Origin of the sequence: Nocardia mikamii NBRC 108933 (genome assembly GCF_001613505.1) — a bacterium.
GTDB lineage: Bacteria > Actinomycetota > Actinomycetes > Mycobacteriales > Mycobacteriaceae > Nocardia > Nocardia mikamii.
The window spans coordinates 205,496-224,647 of record NZ_BDCM01000013.1; the positions used below are offsets into that span (position 1 = coordinate 205,496).

The following is a 19,152-nucleotide window of genomic DNA, read 5'->3' on the forward strand; positions in this document are numbered from 1 at the left end:
GCCTGCCTCGATTATGCCGGGTGGCACCGACAGCGCCGGTCCCGGTTCAGTGGTCGGGGATCGGGCCGTCGTCGGGGCCCGGCGCGACCACGTCGACGTGTTCGGGCAGGAACGGCACCACGGCGAACGCCCCCGCGGCGGCATCCGGCGGCAGCGCCTGCACACTGCGAATCTCGCTGCGGGAGGCCAGACCTCGCAGCTGGGCGAGGGTGCCGCGGACCACCAGGTTCACCGCGCAGGCGCAGCCGGAGTGCAGGCGCGTGGCCAGCACCGCCGCGAGGCGCCGGGTGCGGTCGTCGTCGGCCTGCACGTGATCCATCGCGCCCGCGGCCGCCGCCTGCGCGGCCCGCAGCGCGGGGGTCCCGGCCGGAACCGGCACCGTGATCACCGGGGTGTACACGCGGTCGATCGCAACGTGATAGAGCACCTGCGAAATACGCAGTCCCGCACCGATTTCGACGACGGCGTCGGTAGTCAGCCCGGTGCTCGCGGTCGCCAGGGCCCAGCGGGGCGCGGTATCGGCGCCGGACAGCGACTCGTGCGCGCGCTCGAGATAGTCGGCGACGTGTTCGCCGGGGTCCGGCCCGAGCCGGTCGGTGCCGAGGATCGACGCCCGCGGCGGCCGCGCCCAGCCCAACGCGACCACGGCGATCACCAGCACCACCACGACCACGAAACCGGCTGCGGCGCGCCACTTCTCACTCACCGGCCGCATCCGTCACACCGCGCGCAGCACAGCCAGCGCATGCTCCAGATCGCCGGGATAGTCGCTGGTGATCTCGATCCAGCGACCGTCGGCGGGATGGGCGAAGCCGAGACTGCGCGCATGCAACCACTGCCGCTGCAGGCCCAGCCGCTCGGCCAGCCGCGGATCGGCGCCGTAGGTGAGATCACCGCAGCAGGGGTGGCGGATCGCGGAGAAATGCACGCGGATCTGATGGGTGCGCCCGGTTTCCAGGTGGATGTCGAGCAGGCTCGCGGCCTGGAATGCCTCGACGGTGTCGTAATGGGTGACGCTGGGCCGGCCGTCGGCGGTGACCGCGAATTTCCAGTCGTTGCCGCGGGCCCGCCCGATCGGGGCGTCGATGGTGCCACTGGACGGATCCGGATGCCCCTGCACCAGCGCGTGATACCGCTTGTCGACCGTGCGCTGTTTGAACGCCCGCTTCAGCACCGTGTAGGCGTGCTCGGACTGCGCCACCACCATGACCCCGGAGGTGCCGACGTCGAGCCGGTGCACGATGCCCTGGCGTTCGTGCGCGCCGGAGGTCGAGATGCGGTAGCCCATCGCGGCCAGCCCGCTCACCACGGTGGGTCCCGACCAGCCGACTCCGGTGTGCGCGGCGACGCCGACCGGTTTGTCGACCGCGACGATGTCGTCGTCGGCGTAGAGGATCTTCATGCCCTCGACCGGGGTGGCCTCGACGGTGAGTTCTCGTTTCGGTTCGGGGAACTCCACTTCCAGCCAGGCCCCGGCCACGAGCCGATCGGACTTCCCGGCCGCGGTGCCGTCGATCTGCACCGAACCGTCCTCGGCCAACGCGGCGACCGCGGTCCGCGACAGGCCCAGCAGCCGCGAGAGTCCGGCGTCGACCCGCATGCCGTCCAGACCGTCGGGGATCGGCATGGCTCGTGTCTCTCTCATTCGCCCGCCTTCCCGTTCTGATCGTCACCGGCGCGGGCGCCCTGGTCATCGTCGTGGCCGGCGCGGGTGCCGTCGGGCTCGAATCCGAACACCGTGAGCACCACCAGCAGAATCGCGCCGCACACGATCGAGGAATCGGCGACGTTGAACACCGGCCACCATTTGGTGACGGCGATGAAGTCGATCACATGCCCCTGCAGCGGGCCGGGCGAACGGAACAGCCGGTCCACCAGATTGCCCAGCGCACCACCGAGAACCAGGCCGAGGCCGATCGCCCAGCTCAGCGAGCGCAGAGTACGGCCGATGCGAATCACGCCGATCACCACGGCGACCGCGATCAGGGTCAGCAGCCAGGTCATGCCCGTGGCCATCGAGAACGCCGCGCCGGAATTGCGGATCAGGGTCAGCCGCACCACGTCACCGATGATCGAAATCGGTTCGCCGGGCGTCATCTTCGCCACCACCAGGGCCTTGGTGCCCAGATCCACGGCCAGCACGACGGCCGCGATCAGCAGCAGCCACGGCAGGCGGCGCGGGACGGCCGCCGGGGCGCCGGACATCCGCGCGGGCGATCCGGCCGCAGAATCCGCACCGGCTCCAGCGGTGCTCGCGGCCTCGTCCCTGTCGCCGCGGTCCGACGCGGTCCCGTTCTGAGCGGCCGCATCCGAGCCGCTCGCTGCCGGAGCGGAACCCGAGCCGGTGTCGCGCGCGCCGGATTCTTCGTCGCGGTCGGCGCCCCGATCCGCCGCGGACTCACGCGGGGGTTCGTCGGGATCGTCGAGGTGCTGCTCACGCGGCCGGTCCGTATTCACAGCTAGCCATCATTCCTTATCACGTCACCGCCGGTTCGCGGTGCCGTCACCCGGCACCGGGCCGAGCGGGAGTCAAAGCTGTTTTTCAGGAACCGGTCGTACCCTGTTCGGCGTGACGGTGTTGTCTTCCCACTCCTGCGCCTCGGTAACCGGTCCGCGCCCCTCGGGTGCCTCCGGCCGGGGCCCGAATCCGCGCGCGGCGCGCTCGGGAGTGCTGTTGATGGTACTGGCGGTGACCCTCTCCGCGCTCGGCGTCGGTTGCAGCGACGGGACCGAGACCACCAGCGACGCCGAGGTGGAGCCGTCGGGTTTCGGCAAGGAGGTCACCCTGCCGATCTCCGCCGCGGTCGCCACCCTGGTCACTCCGGGTGAGGAACCGCACGCTCCGCTGCGCCCGGCCGTCCGGCCCGGCACGTCCCAGCAGGTGACCCTGCGCACCGACCACCACGTCGAACAACAGATCAACGATCAGGCGGTGCGGGACTTCTCGCCGCCGGCGGTGACGATTCCGCTGACCGCGGACGCGAAGGCCGACGGCGTGGACCTCGTCCTCGGCACGGCCACGTCACCGGACCCGGCCCTGGATCAGCAACTGCTGGCGGCCGACGGATCCCACGCCGGCATCGAGTTCACCGATCTCGGCGCCGTCACCGCACTACGCATGGCGCCCGCCCCGTCGACGCCCGACCCCGCCCGCGCCGCCATCGAACAAGCCTTCTACCAGGCGGTGTACGAGGCGATCGCCTTCCCCGCCGACGCGGTCGGCGAGGGAGCGGTGTGGACGGTCCATCAACGCGTCTCGGGTGTGGTTCCGCTGGACCAGATGACGACCGCGACGCTCACCAAGCGCGACGGCAATCTACTGACCATCGCCCTCGACATCACGCAGACGCCCACATCGGCCACCTGGCAGTTGCCCAACAACTCCGGTGACCTCGACATCATCGACTACCTCATGCACGGTGCGGGCACCATCACCGTGGATCTCGGCCTGCCACTTCCGGTTTCGGGCGCGATCACCATCGGCGGCAATCAGTGCTACCGGGATCCGCACACCGAGGTGCTGCTGCGCCAGGACGTCCGGACGCAGGTGCGATGGGGCGAGTGAATCGCGCCGCGGTCGTCCTCGCGGGCGTCGTCGTCGGGGTGAGCGCGTGCGGACACCACGACGATTCGCTGCCGGCGCTGTCCGCGACGGCGCCCGTGCCCCCGATCACCGCCCCGGCCGTCACCGATTCCGATGCGCTGCGGGCGCGGTTGCTCACCCCGGCCGACCTTCCCCCGGGTTTCACCCAACTCGAGGACGCCGCACCGGGTAACGGGCAGACACCCCCGGACCGCTCCCGCACCGATCCGGCCGAATGCGCGAAAGTGCTGGCGCCCGTGGGTGATCTGTACAGCGGGCCGTCCGCCCGCGGCGCGGTGCACTACTCGTCGCCGAATTTCGCCAGTATCGATATCGATATCGCCAGCTATGCCGACGGGAATGCGGCCCAGGCGTTCGCGGCGGCGCAGAAGCTGCTGCACGACTGCCGCGGCTATTCCGGCACCGATGCCGACGGCACCTCGGTCGACTACCGGCTGGGCGGGCTCGATCAGCCCAAGGCCGGTTCGGTGTCGACCTCGTTCCAGATCCGCACCACCAGCGGTGGTATGTCGCTGTATTCCGCGGCCACGATCGCCGTGGTCGGCAGCAGTGTGGTGCAGATCGCGGAAACCTCACCGGCGCAAGTGGATCCGGCCGCGCTGCAGGACCTCACGGCCAAACAGGTCCGGCGACTGGAAGGTGCCGCCGGACCCTAGCGGCCTCAACCCCAAGCGGTGTTGATGTGGCCCGGATTCCACATGCCGCCGTGGCTCTCCCGGGTCACCGTGGGCACCGCGGCGGTCGCGGAGGTGTCGCGCGGGGTCAGCCGCTGCAGTTCACCCCAGTCCCGGCGCCAGTCGTCCTTCAGATAGGTGGCCAGGGTCTGCGAGCTCAGCAACTGCTGGCTCCAGCCCAGCGGGCCGCCGCCCTCGTGGCTCTCCCACAGTGTGGTGTCGTGTGCGGCGGTGCGATCGGGCAGGATGCGCCAGTTCGGAACCTGCGCGATCCCGTCGCGGTGGTCGTAGGGCCGCTGGCACGGGAACTGCAGTCCCACCGCCCAGTCCAGCAGTACCGGACTGTGCGAGCCCACCATGTCCTGCAAGGTCGTGGTGCGCGGGACGCGCGGCGGTGTCAGCGCCAGCCACTGGTTGGGGTCGCGGCTGCTGTCCTGGGCGACGATGCGGATCACATCGGCCTGCGGCGGGATCTGGCCGAACGGCACCCGAAGGTTGCGCCACGACGGTGTCGGCCCGATATCGACGGGGATCACCGAGCCCAGCGCATGCGCGTCGGTCGGTGAATCGCTGGTGCCGTATTCGATCTCGACCCGCTGGCCGGGGGTGACCACGCCGTCCTTGTCGATCGAGCGGATGCGCCCGGCCGCGGTGATCGCCACGATCCCGGTGCGCTCGGCGGCCGGAGGCAGCCGGTACCAGCCGGTGGTGAGTTCGGCCGGATCCTGCTGGCCGGCGGTGCCCAGTTCCGGGGTGGTGGCCGAGTCCAGGCCGTACGGCAGTGGCGCACCGGCGGTTTGGGTGCCGGCCTCGCCCTGGTTCTTCCCGCTGTCGAAGGCGCTGGAGATACTGCTGCTGTTGGTCGGCTCCCCCTCCGGGGTCAGATCGCCGACACCGTTGGGCACGAATCCGGTCGCGCCGGCGGTGAACGTCGTCTGCGGGTCACCGGTCAGCGGCGCCAGCATCGAGGCGTTGGGATCGGTTTCGACGAGTACGTCGTCGGCCAGTCCGCACGGTTTACCCAGTACCGCATCCACATTCGAGCGCGCCAGCGAGAACGCCGGATACTGGGCGACCGCGCCCTTGGCGAACGAGGCCATCTCGAACACCACCAGCAGCGCCGCGGCGACAGTCAGCGGCGGAATCTTCGCCCATCGCCACGCCGGGCGCGAAATCCGGTGCGGCGTACCGGGTTCCGGTGCGCGCACATGCCACCATCCGGCCAGTGCCAGCAGCACCACGGCCACGGCGAGGAAGAGCTTGCTCAGCCCGAAGCCGTGGATCGAGGGCGGCTTGTCCCACCACGGAATGCCGTAGCTCGAGACGTACCACCATTCGTTGACGCTGGTGAAGATCTGCGCCATCACCAAGGCGACCACCGCGCCGAACAACGCCCGGTTGCGCGGCGAGCGCATCACCCGCGGGCCGACCGCGACCGCGGTCAGCACCGCCACCCCACCCGCCAGTCCGGCGTACACGCCGTTGTGGTGGGTGAATTTGGTGGGAGTGGTGGCCATCAGCAGCATCGACGCGAAGGTGATGCCGAGCAGCCGCCGCGCCGGCCCGCCCGCGGTGAACGGGATGCGCCCGCCCTTGCGCAGCAGGACGAAGACGCAGACCAGCAGGCCCAGCCACATCGCCACCATGCCGAAGCGGCGCCCGATCGAACCATCGGCGGTCGGCATGAACAACCACTGATAGTTCAGGTAGTCGTTGTACCAGGGGTCTGAGGGGCCGACCGCGGTGTGCACGCGGCGCATCTCGAACATCGCCGAGAGCGGCTGCACCGCGAAGGCGAAGGCCAGCACCAGGGCCCCGGCCGCCGCCAGCGGCGCGAGCAGGGAACCGTAGCCGTACAGCACGGCCCAGCGGGAGCGATGCTCACCCGTCTGCGGATCGGCGGCGAGCTCGCGCGCCCGGACACTGCCGAAGCGGAACACCGATCGCATACCGGCCAGCAGCGGCGCCACGCAGATCACGCCCGAGGGCGCCGCGGTGAAACTGAACGCCGCCACCAGGATCGCGATCGCATAGGGCAGCAGGCGCCGGGTCGCGATGGCGCGTTCGACGAAACACCAGGTGAGCAGTACACAGACCGCGATCACGGGTTCCGGTCGCAGACCGTTGTTGTAGGGCAGCCAGACCGCCAGGAAGATCAGCGCGCCGGTCCACACCGCCACCCGGTCGTGACGCACCGCCACACCGAGGCGCGGAATCACCTCCCGGCTCAGCGCCAGCCAGGTCACCACACCGGCCAGCAGTGTCGGAATCCGCATCCACGGACTCGCGGTGCTGATCTCGGTCATATGCGCGATGATGTCGTACGGCGGTGTGCCGACCGGATTTTCGGGCACACCGAAGAACCGGAAGTAGTTCGCCATATATCCCGACACCAGCGACGCGCGCGCCATGCCGAACTGATAGCCGTCGTCGGAGGTGGTCGAGCCGATGAAATGCCAGATCACCAGTCCGCCCAGGACCACGGCGTCGACCGGTCCGAAGCTCCACCACCGCTGGGGCAGCCACCGCCGGACGCGCCGGCCGTCGAGCCGGTCCAGGCGGAACAGCGCGGCCAGCGCGATGAGGGTGAACGCCACCGCCAGCACGGTCGCGATCCGCTTGAGCACGGTGGGCACCACGGAGAATCGGCTGTCGACCTGGGCGGTGACGCTGGTTCCGGCGGCCCGGGTCAGGTCGCTGTACACACCCACCAGCTGCGGGCGCCAATCACCCTGCAGCGTCACCGGTTTCACGTCGGCACCGGTGAAAGCGGCTGTGGTGTGCGAGATTTCGGAATGCACGGTGAAGGCGCAGTCGCCGCCGAGCCGGTCCACCGGGACACTGGCCAGGGACTGGTTGCGCAACACCGCTTCGAACTGGCCGGGCTTACCGTCGGTTCCGGGCCGGACCCGCGCGACGAAACCGTATCGCTCCAGGTCCGGGGCACTGGACGGCATGGTGGCGGTCAGTGTGGAACCCTCTGCGGGCAACTGCGCGAGCGCCGCGCACGTGACGGTGGCGTCGAAGGTCAGCGGGGCGTAGGAAACCAGCGGCGCGTCGATGCCGCGGGTCGAGCCCTGCTGCGGCCACGACAGCGTGGTGTGGTCGACCTGCACCGGCAACAGCGGTACCGCGATGGCGCACAGGGCGCCCAGGAGTCCGGCGATCAGCGCGATCGGCTGGGCCCAGCGAGCGAGTCGTGACCGGTCGACCCGGTGTCCCTGTCCTGCCGCGGGCGTGTCGTCCGCCCTCACCATCGTGTCGGTCACGGAGGCAGATGCTAGCGCGGGGCCTCCGGAACGAACGAAGTCGTCCGACCTTTCTCAGTCTTTGTTTAGTTTCATTGTGCGTCCGTCACGGCATAGCGCCTCGTCGTCGCACCTCGTCATCGCGCTGGGAACGACTCGGGCCGGCGTTCCGCGCGGAACGCCGGCCCGGACCGGTACGACGAGAACTACTCGCACGCGGGCGACTGCTGGCCCAGATTCTTCAGGCCGGCGCAGGCCCAGCTCTTCTGCAGCTTCCAGCTGTTGTCCTGGGCGACGAACGGCACGTCGGCCTTGGTCGGCGCACCGCCGTTGACGGAGAAGTCCACCTTCGCGGTCAGCGTGTCGCCGCCGAGATACGCCACATCGGTGACGTTGATCTTGGCGTTGTTCTGCTGGTACGCGTCGGTCAGCTTCTGCATCATCTCGGGATCCTTGGCCAGGGCGTCCTGACCGTCCTCGAGCCACTGGGCCTTCTGCGCGGCCGGCACGCCCGGGTCCAGCGCCTGCGCCAACTCCGAGTTCAGATCGGCGACCGTGGGCACCGGCGGCACGTTGGCGGCCGAGGTGGCGGCGGCCTTGGTCGTGGTGGACTTGTGGCTCGAGTGCTTGTCACCGCTGCCGCAGGCAGACATGCCGAGCGCAGCCACGACAGCCAGGGTGGCGACCGCGATGCGTCCAGTCATCTGAAGCTTCAATGCTCGTCCTTTGCGTTCGAGTTGGTCTGGTTCCGTTCACGTGACAGCTCCCACCCGACCGGCGGCAGTGCACGAGTGGCCTCACGCTACCCGCCAAATTTCAACGAAGACTAAGGAGTGGATCGGCCGGGGTGAGATCGTCATCGTCGGCAGCGAACGTATACGCCGGGCCCGGCCCTGTCGAGCGGGTCTCGAATCGAACGGTGACCCGGCCGTGTCCGCTGCCCTGTACCCAGCCGTGGCCATACCGGGGGTGGCCGACATCGCGTCCGGGATACCAGAACTCGGTGGTGTAGGAGCGGGTCGGCGGCGGCACGACCGGCTCCTCCGCCAGCGCCGGCGCGGCGATCGGTTCCTCGAAGATCGCGTCGCCCACCGCACCGGTGTCGCGATCCAGCTCGGGGAACAGCGATTCCTGCCGCACCGCCGACAAACCGCCGAATCCCACACCCACCAACCGAATCGAGCCCAATTCGACGGGATCAATGGCCGAGCGCTGGGCCGCCGCGGTGAGCGTGGCCGGATCGGTGGTGGCGTAGGGCAGGGTGAGCGAGCGCGTCACGATGCTCATATCGCTCTTCTTCAATTTCAGGACCACCGTGCGGGCCGCGCGGCCGTCGCGCAGCAGCCGCCGGTGCGCGGCCTGAGCCATCGCCTCGATCGCCGGGCGCAGCTGCGCCAGCGTGACGATGTCGGTCTCGTAGGTGGTTTCGGCGCTGATCTGTTTGGCCTCGGCCCGTTCGGCGACCGGTCGTTCGTCGATACCGCGGGCGAGCCGGTGCAGCGCCGCGCCGACACTGCCACCCAGCAGCGACGCCGCCTCCGGTTCGGGCAGGGCCGCGAACGCACCGACGGTTTCGATGCCCACCGAACGCAGCCGGTGTTCGGCCACCGGCCCGATCCCCCACAGTTTGCGCACCGGCAGCCCGGCCAGCAGCGCCTGCTGTTCGGCCGGTGAAATCACCCGCACCCCATCGGGTTTCGCGAGTCCCGACGCGATCTTGGCCAATTGTTTGCCGGTACCGGCGCCGACGGAGGCCACCAGCCCGGTTCGCTCCCGCACCGATCGCCGCAACTGCTCGCAGAATTCACGCACCTGCGCCGCGTTCGCACCGGCGAGTTCGGCGGGCTCACCGAACGCCTCGTCGAACGACAGCGTCTCGAGCACCGGAATCCACGACCGCAGGGTCTCGAAGACCTGTCCGCTGACTTCGCCGTAGACCACCCCGCGCGGCGGGATCACCACCGCGGTGACGCCGACCAGCCGGCGCGCCTGATGCATGGGCATCGCCGAACGGGCCCCGAAGACCCGCGCCTCGTAGCTGGCCCCCGCGACCACGCCCCGGCCGCCCATCCCGCCGACGAGGACGGGCCGCCCGCGCAATGTCGGGCGGGTCAGCTGTTCGACCGAGGCGAAGAAGGCGTCCATATCGATGTGCAGCACCCAGCGCCGCGCCGCGACCGTGCCGGCTCCGAAATTGCTGTCGGGTTCCTGTGCGTGCAGATGCACTGCCGGCCCGGCCCCGGCACCCGCGTCGACCCCGGCGGATACCCGCTGACCAGGCACGAGACCGCTGGTAGCCGCGTCGGGGGCAGAGTGCATACCCGGAAATCTACGCGTGGGGACCGACATATCCGGCAGCGGAAGTGTGTGATGATCGGTTCATGACCATCCGCAAGGCAGTGATCCCAGCCGCCGGCATCGGCTCCCGCCTGCTGCCGCTGACCAAGGCCATCCCCAAGGAGATGCTGCCGGTCGGCGACAAACCGGTGATCGAGCACACCGTGCGGGAGCTGGTAGCCTCCGGCATCACCGATATCACGATCGTGGTGAGCGGCGGGAAGTCCCTGATCCAGGACCATTTCCGTCCCAATCCGGCATTGGTGGCGCAGCTGCGCGCCGACGGTAAATCCGCCTATGCCGACGCCGTGGAAGAGGTCGGCGAACTCGGCCGGCTCGGCCACATCACCTATCTGGACCAGCACGGCCCCTACGGCAACGGCACGCCGGTGCTCAACGCCGCCCGCGCGCTGGGCGACGAGCCGATGCTGGTGCTGTGGCCCGACGACGTCTTCGTCGCCGAGGTGCCGCGGGCGCAGCAGCTCATCGACGCCTACAACAAGACCGGCTCGCCGGTGCTGGCGTTGATGCCGATGGATCCCTCCGACTCCCAGCGCTACGGCGTGCCGGTGGTCGAGGATTCCTACGAGCCCGGCCTCATGCGCATCAGCGGGTTGCGGGAGAAGCCGAAGCCGGAGGACGCACCCTCCGCATACGCCGCGATCGGCGGATACGTCGTCACTCCCGGCATCGTCGACGAGCTGCGCAAGCAGGTCGACCAGTGGTACACCCACCACACCGGCGAGGTGTATCTGACCGACGCCATCAACGTCTTCGCCGCCTCGAACCCGGTCTACGGACAGGTGATCCGCGGCCGCTGGTACGACACCGGCAATCCGGCGGATTATCTGGTCGCCCAGTTCGCCTCCGCGCTCAGCCACCCTCAGTACGGGCCGCTGCTGCGCGATCTGTGCAACGAGTGAGATTCCGAGCGCCGCAACGATTCTCGCGGCGTGGAACCGCACCCGCCGCCTCCGAAGGACGGGCGTCGGTGAAGTGCGGCGTTCAGCCGCCGTCGGCGGCGTTGTAGCGCTCCAGATAGGCGGCGAGCCGGGCGACGTCATGGTCGTCCCAGTCGCGGAAGCGTTCGTTCACCGCGGCACTGCGCGCCCGCTCGGAGTCGGCCGCGACGCGCCGGCCCTCCGGCGTGGCGTGCAGGACGTGGTTGCGGCGGTTGGCCGGGTCGACCTCCTTGACGAGGTAGCCCTGCTTCTCCAGCGCCGCTACCTGCCTGCTCATCGTGGACTTGTCGAGCACGAAATACTCGGCCAGTTCGGCGGCTAGGCAGCCGTCGCGCGCGATCACCAGATCGAGAATGCTGTAGGCCACCAGCGGTAGTTCCGGATGGAGTTCGGCGGCGCGCCCGCGGGCGCGACGGGCGAACGCGGTGAGCTCGCGCTGGATTGTCTGAATCGCCACAGTGCGGGACGGGTATGGCTGCGACCCCTTCATGGTTGTATAGTACAACAAACGATAGTTGTATTTACCAACCTTTGGAGTGGCGATCATGTCCCTGCACCAGCTTCGGCACATGGCCGGACATCTGCTGACCCCGTTACTGATGTGCCTGGGCATGGGCCTGGCCTACCTGGGTGCCTTCCACCAGCCCGAACCGCACCATGTGCAGGTCGCGATCGTCGGCGACAGCCCCCAGGTCAAGGTGATGGCACAGACGCTGAAGGACCGCGCCGGTGACGCGCTCGACGTCGTCACGATCGCCGACCGCGCCGACGCCGTGAACCGGTTGCAGCATCGCGATCTGGCCGGCGCCTTCGTTCCCGATGCGCAATCCCCCGAACTGCTTGTCGCCAAGGCGAATTCGGATACCACCGCGATGGCCGTCGAAACGGTGTTCGGCGCCGTGACCGCCCAGCAGAATCTGCCGCTGCGCACGACGGATATCGCGCCCACCGCCGCGGGCGACCCGACCGGGCAGGGCCTGTTCTTCGTCCTCGTCGCGCTCAGCATCGGCGCCTACGGCAGCGTCGCCGCGATCAGCGTCGCCGGCGCGGGCACCCGCATGGCCGTGCGGGCGCTGACCGCGGTGGCCACCTCGTTCGTCGTGAGTGTGATCGGCATCGTGCTGGCCGGACCGATCTTCCACGTCGTCGACCACAATGACGCCTCGATCTGGGCGATGGGCTGGTTGTACGCCGCGGGCATCCTCTTCATCGGCATCGGCCTGCACCCGTTCCTGAAGCGCTGGACCACGCTCGCGGTGATGGTGCTGTTCGTCATGCTGAACTTCACCACCTCCGGCGGCATCTACCGCCCCGAACTGCAGAACGGCTTCTTCGGCGCCCTGCATTCGTTCTGGAACGGCGCGGGCTTCGTCGAGGGCGCCCGCAGCCTGCTCTACTTCGACGGCAACGGCGGCCTCGGCGGCCGGATCGCGAGCCTGGCGCTGTGGTTCGCGGCCGGTGTGGTGCTGGTGCTCGTGGGCGGCGCCCACGAACGCCGCCGCGCCGCCGCGCAGTCCGCGGCACACGTTCCGGCGCACGCGGCCACGCCCGGTGCCGCACACGCGGCTCTCCCGACCACCGGCGGAGTACCGGTCGAGGCACACCGCCCGACCGAGAGCGCCGCAGTCGGCGGAGTTGTCGACGAGGACTCCGACGCCGAGGAGGAGATCGAACAGGCGGTGGGCGTCTGAACTCGCGTCGCCGCGCGAACAGGTCCGCGGCAGATCGCCATGCGGGACGCGCCCACATCGCGGAGTAGTCGGCGCGGGCCCGGGTTGCGATACGAGAATTCGCAGCCCGGGCACTCGGCTCAGAAGAAGCGGCGGATCGCGTAGATGTCGAATTCGCTCAGCGGTGTCAGTCCGATCGGCACGCCGGGCCCGTAGGCGTTGAGCAGCATGCCGCCGCCGGCGTAGATGCCCTCGTGGGAGCCGTCGGTATTCACGACGACCACGTCGCCGGGCATCATCGCGCCGAACGGCACGGCACTGCCCGCGGTGGCCTGCTCCCAGGTGGTGCGCGGCAGCATGATGCCGACCTGCCGGAACGCCCACTGCACGAGTCCGGAGCAGTCGTAGGCGTTGGGCCCGGTCCCGCCCCACTCGTAGGGCTTGCCCGCCTGTGAGCCGGCGATGCTCAGCGCGATCGACGCCCGCGGGCTGGGCAGCGGCAGCGCCGCCGAACCGCTGGCGCTGCCGGAGGCCGATCCGCTACCCGATCCGGAGCTGCTGCCGGCGTCGAGGGATCCGGAGGAACTGCCGGTGTCGGCGGGTGCCGCGGTGGCCGGACCCGCCCACATCGACACGGAGACGGCCGCCGCGATCGCGGCCAAGAGATAGCGGGTGTATCTGCGGCGCGAGGATCCGCGCACGGATAGCGGTGCCATGTACTCGCCCTTCGGTATGACATGCATCCACCACGGCACACCGACCGGCGATTACACAGCACACTGCATGGACTTGGGATGGCCGCTTCCCCACGGGCATCTCAGCCGGTCAACTACCTGGTAGTGCAGCTTCAACGGGGGGTCGATCCGGGAAAAACACCTAAGCTCAACTAAAGAGTGACGGTTGCTGTGACATAGCTGTTTTAGCGCAAGTCACATGCACACCACAAGTACCAATCCGCAACCGTGATCCGTTCCGGCCACACGGGACACACCCCAGGTCATACCGGGAATCGGCGCGCCACCCGCCGCGCTCGCCCCTGTCGCCACGCTCGAAGGCGGTGTGTGAGCGCCGTCTACCTGGGTATACGTGACCGGACCCGACCGGACCCGACCGGACCCGACCGGACCCGACCGGACCCGACCGGTTCCGACCAGACCTGGTCGGTTCCGACCGGGCTTGGCGAGTGCCAACCGGACTTGGCCGGTTCCGACGTAGAGACGCCCAGGCTCGCGGGGCCACCGATCTCGCACTCGCATTCCGCTGCGGACTCGGAAGCGGACGCGGAAGGTCCCGAGCCGAGCCGATGCGGTGACCCGATCGAAGCTCATACGGCTCCGTCGGCGCCGCCCGCGTGGTGCCCGCGCAGCTGCCGAGGCGGGCGAAGGATCGGACAGTGCCGAACGAGCCCGGTCCGACACAGCGGACCGGGCTCGTTTCGGGATTCGCGTGCTTCAGGCCTTGGTGATCGCGGCGCGCACACCGCCGACCACATCGGCCGCCTCGGCGCCCGCGGGCGCGAAGCTCAACTCGGTGGCGAGGATTTCCCCCGCGATGAGGTCGCGGTGGGTGCGCGCCCACTCGGCGCGCTCCTGCGGCACCTCGAGCACCACCGTGATGCGATCGGAGACGTCGAGACCCAGCGACTTGCGGGTCTCCTGCAGATCGCGGATCAGGTCGCGGGCCCAGCCCTCGGCCTCGAGTTCCTCGGTGACCTCCGAATTCAGCACCACCAGGCCGGCATTGCCGGGCAGGGCGGCGGTGGACTCGGGTTCGGCCGCCACCAGACGCTGGGTGTACTCCTCGGGCAGCAGCGCGATGCCGTCGTCGTGGCCGGCCACCAGCGCGGTGACCACCCCGTCGTCCTCGCGCCACTGGCCGGCCTTCACCGCCTTGATCACGCCCTGGACGTCCTTGCCCAGCCGCGGACCGGCGGCGCGGGCGTTGACGACCAGTTCGAACCGGCCGTGCGCGGCCACATCGGTGGTCAGGTCCACCTTCTTGACGTTCACCTCGTCGGCGACGAGATCGGTGAACGGACGCAGCCGCTCCGCATCGGGCGCGGCGATGGTGACCTCGGACAGCGGCAGCCGCACCCGCAGGTTCTGCGCCTTGCGCAGGCTCAACACCGTCGAGCACACCGAACGCACCTCGTCCATCGCCGACACCAACTCCGGATCGCGCGGCAGTTCGGTATCGCCCGGCCAGTCGGTCAGATGTACCGACCGCTCCCCCGTCAGCCCGCGCCAGATCACCTCGGTGATCAGTGGCAGCAGCGGCGCGGCCAGCCGGCAGGTGACCTCCAGCACGGTGTGCAGGGTGTCGATCGCGTCGCGGTCCTCCTCCCAGAACCGCGAACGCGACCGGCGCACATACCAATTGGTGAGCGCGTCGGCGAACGAACGCAGTTCGTCGCAGGCGGTGGCGATGTCGTAGACCTCGAGCGCCTCGGTCATCACATCGCGGGCCGCGGCCAGTTTGGCGAGGATGTAGCGATCGAGCACATGCGCCGAATCCGTCCGCCACACACCAGGCTTCGAGGCGTAGAGCTGCAGGAACGTCCACGCGTTCCACAGCGGCCGCAGCGCGTGGCTCACCCCTTCGCGGATCCCGCGTTCGGTGACGATCAGGTTGCCGCCGCGCAGCACCGGCGACGCCATGAGGAACCAGCGCATGGCATCGGAGCCGTCGCGGTCGAACACCTCGTTGACGTCGGGGTAGTTGCCCTTGGACTTGGACATCTTCAACCCGTCGTCGCCGAGCACGATGCCGTGCGCCACAACGGATTTGAACGCCGACCGGTCGAACAGCGCGGTCGAGAGGACATGCAGGTTGTAGAACCATCCCCGCGTCTGCCCGTTGTACTCGACGATGAAGTCACCGGGACTGTGCGCTCGAGCAACGGACGTGCCCGCAGTGTTCGATGTGACGGCTCCGCCGTCGAACCATTCCTTGTTCTCGAACGGGTAGTGCACCTGCGCGTACGGCATCGACCCCGACTCGAACCAGCAGTCGAGCACCTCGGGGGTACGCCGCATCATCGACTTCCCGGTGGGGTCGTCGGGGTTCGGGCGCACCAGCTCGTCGATGCCCGGCCGGTGCAGATCCGCCGGGCGTACGCCGAAGTCGCGTTCCAGCTCGTCCAGCGAGCCGTACACGTCGACGCGCGGATAGGCCGGATCGTCGGAGATCCACACCGGGATCGGCGCACCCCAGTACCGGTTGCGGCTGATGTTCCAGTCGCGTGCGTTCTCGAGCCACTTACCGAACTGGCCGTCGCGGATGTGCTCGGGCACCCAGGTGATCTGCTGGTTCAGCTCCACCATGCGGTCGCGGAACTTCGTCACCGCCACGAACCACGAGGGCACCGCCATGTAGATCAGCGGCTGGCCGGAACGCCAGCTGTGCGGGTAGGAGTGCTCGATCGTCTCGTGCCGCAACAGCTTTCCGGCGGCCTTGAGGTCCTTGATGATGACCGGATTGGCGTCGAAGACCATCAGGCCCTCGTACGGCGGCACCATCGAGGTGAACTTGCCGCCGGCGTCGAGCGGCTGCACCACCTCGATACCGTTGGCGGAGGCGACATCCATGTCCTCCTCACCGAACGCGGGCGCCAGATGCACCACGCCGGTTCCGGAGTCGGTGGTCACGTAGTCGGCGTTCAGCACGCGATGCGCGTTGGGGTGGCCGAGGAAGAAGTCGAACGGGGGCCGATAGCGCAGGCCCGCGAGCGCCGCGCCCGCATGCTCCGAGAGCACCTCGAGTCCGTCGTCGGCGGTGCCGAGTTCGCGGGCGTAGTGCGAGACTCGCTCGGCGGCCAGCACGTACCGCTTGCCGTCCTTGCCGCGCACGTGGGCGTAGGTGATGTCCGGGTGGACCGCGATCGCCAGGTTCGACGGCAGGGTCCACGGCGTGGTGGTCCAGATCAACGCGTTGGCGCCGTCGAGTTCGCCCAGCGGATGATCGGGCGCGACCTCGAGCAGCATGTCGACGGTGACCGCCGGATCCTGGCGCATCCGGTAGGCGTCGTCGAGGCGCGCCTCCTGATTCGACAGCGGCGTCTGCTCGTACCAGCTGTAGGGCAGCACCCGGAAGCCTTGGTAGACAAGCCCTTTGTCGTACAGCGACTTGAACGCCCACATCACCGACTCCATGAAGTCGAGATCGAGGGTCTTGTAGTCGTTGTCGAAGTCGACCCACCGTGCTTGGCGTGTCACATAGTCACGCCACTGATTGGTGTAACGAAGCACAGAGGATTTACACGCGGCATTGAATTCCGCGAGGCCCATCGCGTCGATCTGTGATTTGTCCGTGATACCGAGTTGCTTCTCCGCTTCGATTTCCGCGGGCAATCCGTGTGTGTCCCAACCGAAGCGCCGTTCGACACGCTTACCGCGCATCGTCTGGAACCGTGGAACCAAATCCTTCACATATCCGGTGAGCAGATGTCCGTAATGCGGCAAACCGTTGGCGAACGGCGGGCCGTCGTAGAAGACGAACTCGTCGCAGTTCTCCCGGGCGGTAGCGACGGGCCCGGAGGCGGCGGCCTGCGTAACCCCGGAGGGGCCCGCGGACGCCGAAGAAGACACAGCACGGTTGTCGATGCTGGCACGGAAGGTGTCGTCGGCGGCCCAGTAGTCCAGCACCCGGCGCTCGAGCTCCGGGAACGACACGCTCGCGCCCTGCCGCGAGCCGGCGTCCGCATCGCTGAAGTCGACGCGGGGATAGGCGTTGCGGGTGGATGTCTCGTCCGCCATGGCGGCTGTGGTCTCCCTCGTGCCAGTGCGCGCGTTCGGCGCAGTCGGTGGGCACGGGGACGACCTCGGCGCCTGTGCGCCGCTGCCGCGGTACCACCCCGCTTGTCCGGGCCGGATGTTCCGGCGGGCGGACCTCTCGTTGCGAGCTGTGACGGGCTCACCCGTTCGGTTCTACTGGGCGCCTGTGGCGCCGTTCTTCCGAAGGCTCCCCGGTGATGGCCGGATCACTGCCGATCTACAGGTTTGATTGTAGCCAGTGCGGGCAACGTTATTTCCGTGCCCTGTTGCCGCCCTGTTCACCGTGCCCGCTCAGCGTTTGGCGTGACGGCCGGGACGTGATTGCGGGCCTTCCTCGGGTTCCCGCATGGCCAGCGCGCTGACCAGCAGCAGGACCGCACCGATCACGCAGACGACGATGCAACCCCACGCCCAGATCACCGATCCGGTGGTCAACGCCGTCACCAGCAGGGCGAAGCCGATCGCGGCCAGGACGAGCGTCAGAACGAGCATGGTCACCCCCTAGGCGGGCAGGGCGGGCCGCGTCGCCCCGGAGGGGCCTGGCGGCTCGGCAGAACTACGACCACACAGCGGCATGCGACGCCGGACCCCGTCGTATCGGCGGGGTGGCGGGCACCCGGGACGAGCTACTTGCCACCCTTGGCGAACGACGCCGGACCATGGCTGTTCGATACCGCCTCGAAGGCCTCGCCACCGTCGACCGGCACGGCCGAACCGCGGTTCTCCAGCTCCTCGAGCTGCGATTCCAGGTAGGACTTCAGCCGCACCCGGTACTCGCGCTCGAAGGTCTTCAGCTGCTCGATGCGGCTCTCCAGCACGCTGCGCTGCTGGGTGATGGTGGCCATGATCTCGGTGTGCTTGCGCTCGGCGTCGGCCTGCAGGGCGTCGGCCTTCTCCTTGGCCTGGCGAAGCTGGCTGTCGGAACGGGTCTGCGCGTCCGAAAGCAGCGAGTCGGCCTTCTGCCGCGCCTCGCCGACCATCGCGTCCGAGCGGGTCTGCGCTTCACTGACCATTCGCTCGGAATTCGCCCGGGCGTTGGAGAGCAGCTGTTCGGCCTCGGCCTTGGCGTCGGTGGTGAGCCGGTCGGCCATCTCCTGCGCCAGGCTCAGCACCTTCGCGGCCTGCAGATTCGCATCCGCGGCGGAATTGTCCTTGGGGGCCACCGGCGCGGGGGCCGGCACCGGCACCGGCGGCGCCACGGGCGCGGGCTTCGGCGGTTCCGGTTGCGGCGGAGCGGGTTTCACCGCCTGCGGCGCGGGACGCGACTTCTTGGCATCCGCCAATTCGGCATCCAGCTCAGCAACCCGCTGGCGCAGGTCCGCATTCTCCTCGATGAGGCGCGAGAGCTCCTGTTCGACCAAGTCGAGGAAGGCGTCGACTTCATCCTCGTTGTAGCCGCGCTTCCCGATCGGCGGTTTGCTGAACGCGACGTTGTGCACATCGGCTGGAGTCAGCGGCATGGAAGGATCCCTTCGCGCTTCGTACGGAGATCTAACGTAGATCTTCTAGCAAGCTCTTCTTCTCGGCCCATTCTGTCACACCGGAGCTATCGGCTGCCCGAGCCTGCTGACGATGGACATGAGAATGAACACGATGAAAAGCAGGACCATAATCGACAGATCCAGGCGAATTCCTCCCAAGTTCACGGGAGGTATCAGGCGCCTCAGCAGTTTCACCGGCGGATCGGTGATCGTGAAGATCGCCTCCAGAACGACGGCGACGAACCCCCGCGGATGCCAGTCGCGCGCAAAGCTGCGGATGAACTCCACGATCACTCGGCTGATCAGCAACAGCCAGAAGAGGAACAGGAGTACATACAGCACCTGAAACAAGGCCACCTGTCCACTTTGCCTCAGATTCGGTGTCCTGCAAACTCCCCGCGCCG

General features: G+C 68.7%; 16 protein-coding genes. 4 read left to right on the forward strand and 12 right to left on the reverse strand.

The window, feature by feature from the left end; genetic code table 11:
- Positions 1 to 46 precede the first annotated feature (46 nt).
- Genes NMI01S_RS19030 through lspA form a run of 3 tightly spaced genes read right to left on the reverse strand, consistent with a single transcriptional unit; the run spans position 47 to position 2,205 of the window.
- Positions 47 to 706: a hypothetical protein gene (locus tag NMI01S_RS19030; protein WP_245716930.1), complete on the reverse strand. Its 660-nt coding sequence runs from the start codon at positions 704 to 706 to the stop codon at positions 47 to 49.
- A 12-nt stretch (positions 707 to 718) separates the two neighbouring features.
- Complete coding sequence (locus NMI01S_RS19035) at positions 719 to 1,645, reverse strand: RluA family pseudouridine synthase (protein ID WP_062999041.1); 927 nt, start codon at positions 1,643 to 1,645, stop codon at positions 719 to 721.
- A complete protein-coding gene (lspA, locus tag NMI01S_RS19040) occupies positions 1,642 to 2,205 on the reverse strand; it encodes a signal peptidase II (protein ID WP_063920801.1) in 564 nt (187 codons plus the stop codon). Before lspA ends, NMI01S_RS19035 begins: the two co-directional genes overlap by 4 nt.
- 364 nt (positions 2,206 to 2,569) lie before the next feature.
- Here lspA and NMI01S_RS19045 point away from each other — a divergent pair, with 364 nt between their 5' ends.
- Together NMI01S_RS19045 and NMI01S_RS19050 are read left to right on the forward strand one after the other, a co-directional pair.
- On the forward strand, positions 2,570 to 3,565 hold the full coding sequence (locus NMI01S_RS19045; protein WP_245716931.1) for a hypothetical protein: 996 nt from the start codon (positions 2,570 to 2,572) through the stop codon (positions 3,563 to 3,565).
- On the forward strand, positions 3,553 to 4,260 hold the full coding sequence (locus tag NMI01S_RS19050) for a sensor domain-containing protein (RefSeq protein WP_063920788.1): 708 nt from the start codon (positions 3,553 to 3,555) through the stop codon (positions 4,258 to 4,260). The genes NMI01S_RS19045 and NMI01S_RS19050 overlap by 13 nt, the downstream gene beginning before the upstream one ends.
- Positions 4,261 to 4,265: 5 nt before the next feature.
- On the opposite strand, the gene NMI01S_RS19055 is transcribed toward NMI01S_RS19050, so the two are convergent.
- The 3 genes from NMI01S_RS19055 to NMI01S_RS19065 form a co-directional block, all read right to left on the reverse strand.
- Positions 4,266 to 7,535 carry an arabinosyltransferase domain-containing protein gene (locus NMI01S_RS19055; RefSeq protein WP_157126291.1) on the reverse strand — a complete coding sequence of 1,090 codons (3,270 nt, stop codon included), beginning with the start codon at positions 7,533 to 7,535 and terminating at the stop codon, positions 4,266 to 4,268.
- 197 nt (positions 7,536 to 7,732) lie between these two features.
- Positions 7,733 to 8,230, reverse strand: coding sequence for a WKL family lipoprotein (locus NMI01S_RS19060; RefSeq protein WP_104363133.1), 498 nt, complete (start codon positions 8,228 to 8,230; stop codon positions 7,733 to 7,735).
- A gap of 112 nt (positions 8,231 to 8,342) precedes the next feature.
- A complete protein-coding gene (locus tag NMI01S_RS19065; RefSeq protein WP_245716957.1) occupies positions 8,343 to 9,671 on the reverse strand; it encodes a DNA polymerase IV in 1,329 nt (442 codons plus the stop codon).
- A gap of 236 nt (positions 9,672 to 9,907) precedes the next feature.
- Between NMI01S_RS19065 and NMI01S_RS19070 the strand changes: the two genes are divergently transcribed.
- Positions 9,908 to 10,786 carry a UTP--glucose-1-phosphate uridylyltransferase gene (locus NMI01S_RS19070; protein WP_062999051.1) on the forward strand — a complete coding sequence of 293 codons (879 nt, stop codon included), beginning with the start codon at positions 9,908 to 9,910 and terminating at the stop codon, positions 10,784 to 10,786.
- 82 nt (positions 10,787 to 10,868) lie between these two features.
- Here NMI01S_RS19070 and NMI01S_RS19075 read toward each other — a convergent pair whose 3' ends face one another.
- Positions 10,869 to 11,282 (reverse strand): MarR family winged helix-turn-helix transcriptional regulator, encoded by a 414-nt coding sequence (locus NMI01S_RS19075; protein WP_036500411.1) that lies wholly within the window; start codon positions 11,280 to 11,282, stop codon positions 10,869 to 10,871.
- Between the two features lie 88 nt (positions 11,283 to 11,370).
- Between NMI01S_RS19075 and NMI01S_RS19080 the strand changes: the two genes are divergently transcribed.
- Positions 11,371 to 12,516, forward strand: coding sequence for an ABC transporter permease (locus NMI01S_RS19080; protein WP_062999832.1), 1,146 nt, complete (start codon positions 11,371 to 11,373; stop codon positions 12,514 to 12,516).
- 119 nt (positions 12,517 to 12,635) lie between these two features.
- Here the strand turns inward: NMI01S_RS19080 and NMI01S_RS19085 are convergent, their stop codons facing one another.
- From NMI01S_RS19085 to NMI01S_RS19105, 5 genes are all read right to left on the reverse strand, one after another.
- The gene (locus NMI01S_RS19085; protein ID WP_062999834.1) at positions 12,636 to 13,211 is read right to left on the reverse strand and encodes a C40 family peptidase; all 576 of its coding nucleotides are present in this window, start codon (positions 13,209 to 13,211) and stop codon (positions 12,636 to 12,638) included.
- A 735-nt stretch (positions 13,212 to 13,946) separates the two neighbouring features.
- Positions 13,947 to 17,249, reverse strand: coding sequence for an isoleucine--tRNA ligase (ileS, locus tag NMI01S_RS19090; RefSeq protein ID WP_062999055.1), 3,303 nt, complete (start codon positions 17,247 to 17,249; stop codon positions 13,947 to 13,949).
- Between the two features lie 309 nt (positions 17,250 to 17,558).
- Positions 17,559 to 17,759 (reverse strand): hypothetical protein, encoded by a 201-nt coding sequence (locus NMI01S_RS19095; protein WP_036500385.1) that lies wholly within the window; start codon positions 17,757 to 17,759, stop codon positions 17,559 to 17,561.
- Between the two features lie 134 nt (positions 17,760 to 17,893).
- Positions 17,894 to 18,727 (reverse strand): DivIVA-like cell division protein Wag31, encoded by an 834-nt coding sequence (gene wag31 / locus NMI01S_RS19100; RefSeq protein ID WP_039777427.1) that lies wholly within the window; start codon positions 18,725 to 18,727, stop codon positions 17,894 to 17,896.
- A 75-nt stretch (positions 18,728 to 18,802) separates the two neighbouring features.
- Positions 18,803 to 19,105, reverse strand: coding sequence for a YggT family protein (locus NMI01S_RS19105; protein ID WP_025348651.1), 303 nt, complete (start codon positions 19,103 to 19,105; stop codon positions 18,803 to 18,805).
- Positions 19,106 to 19,152: the final 47 nt, after the last annotated feature.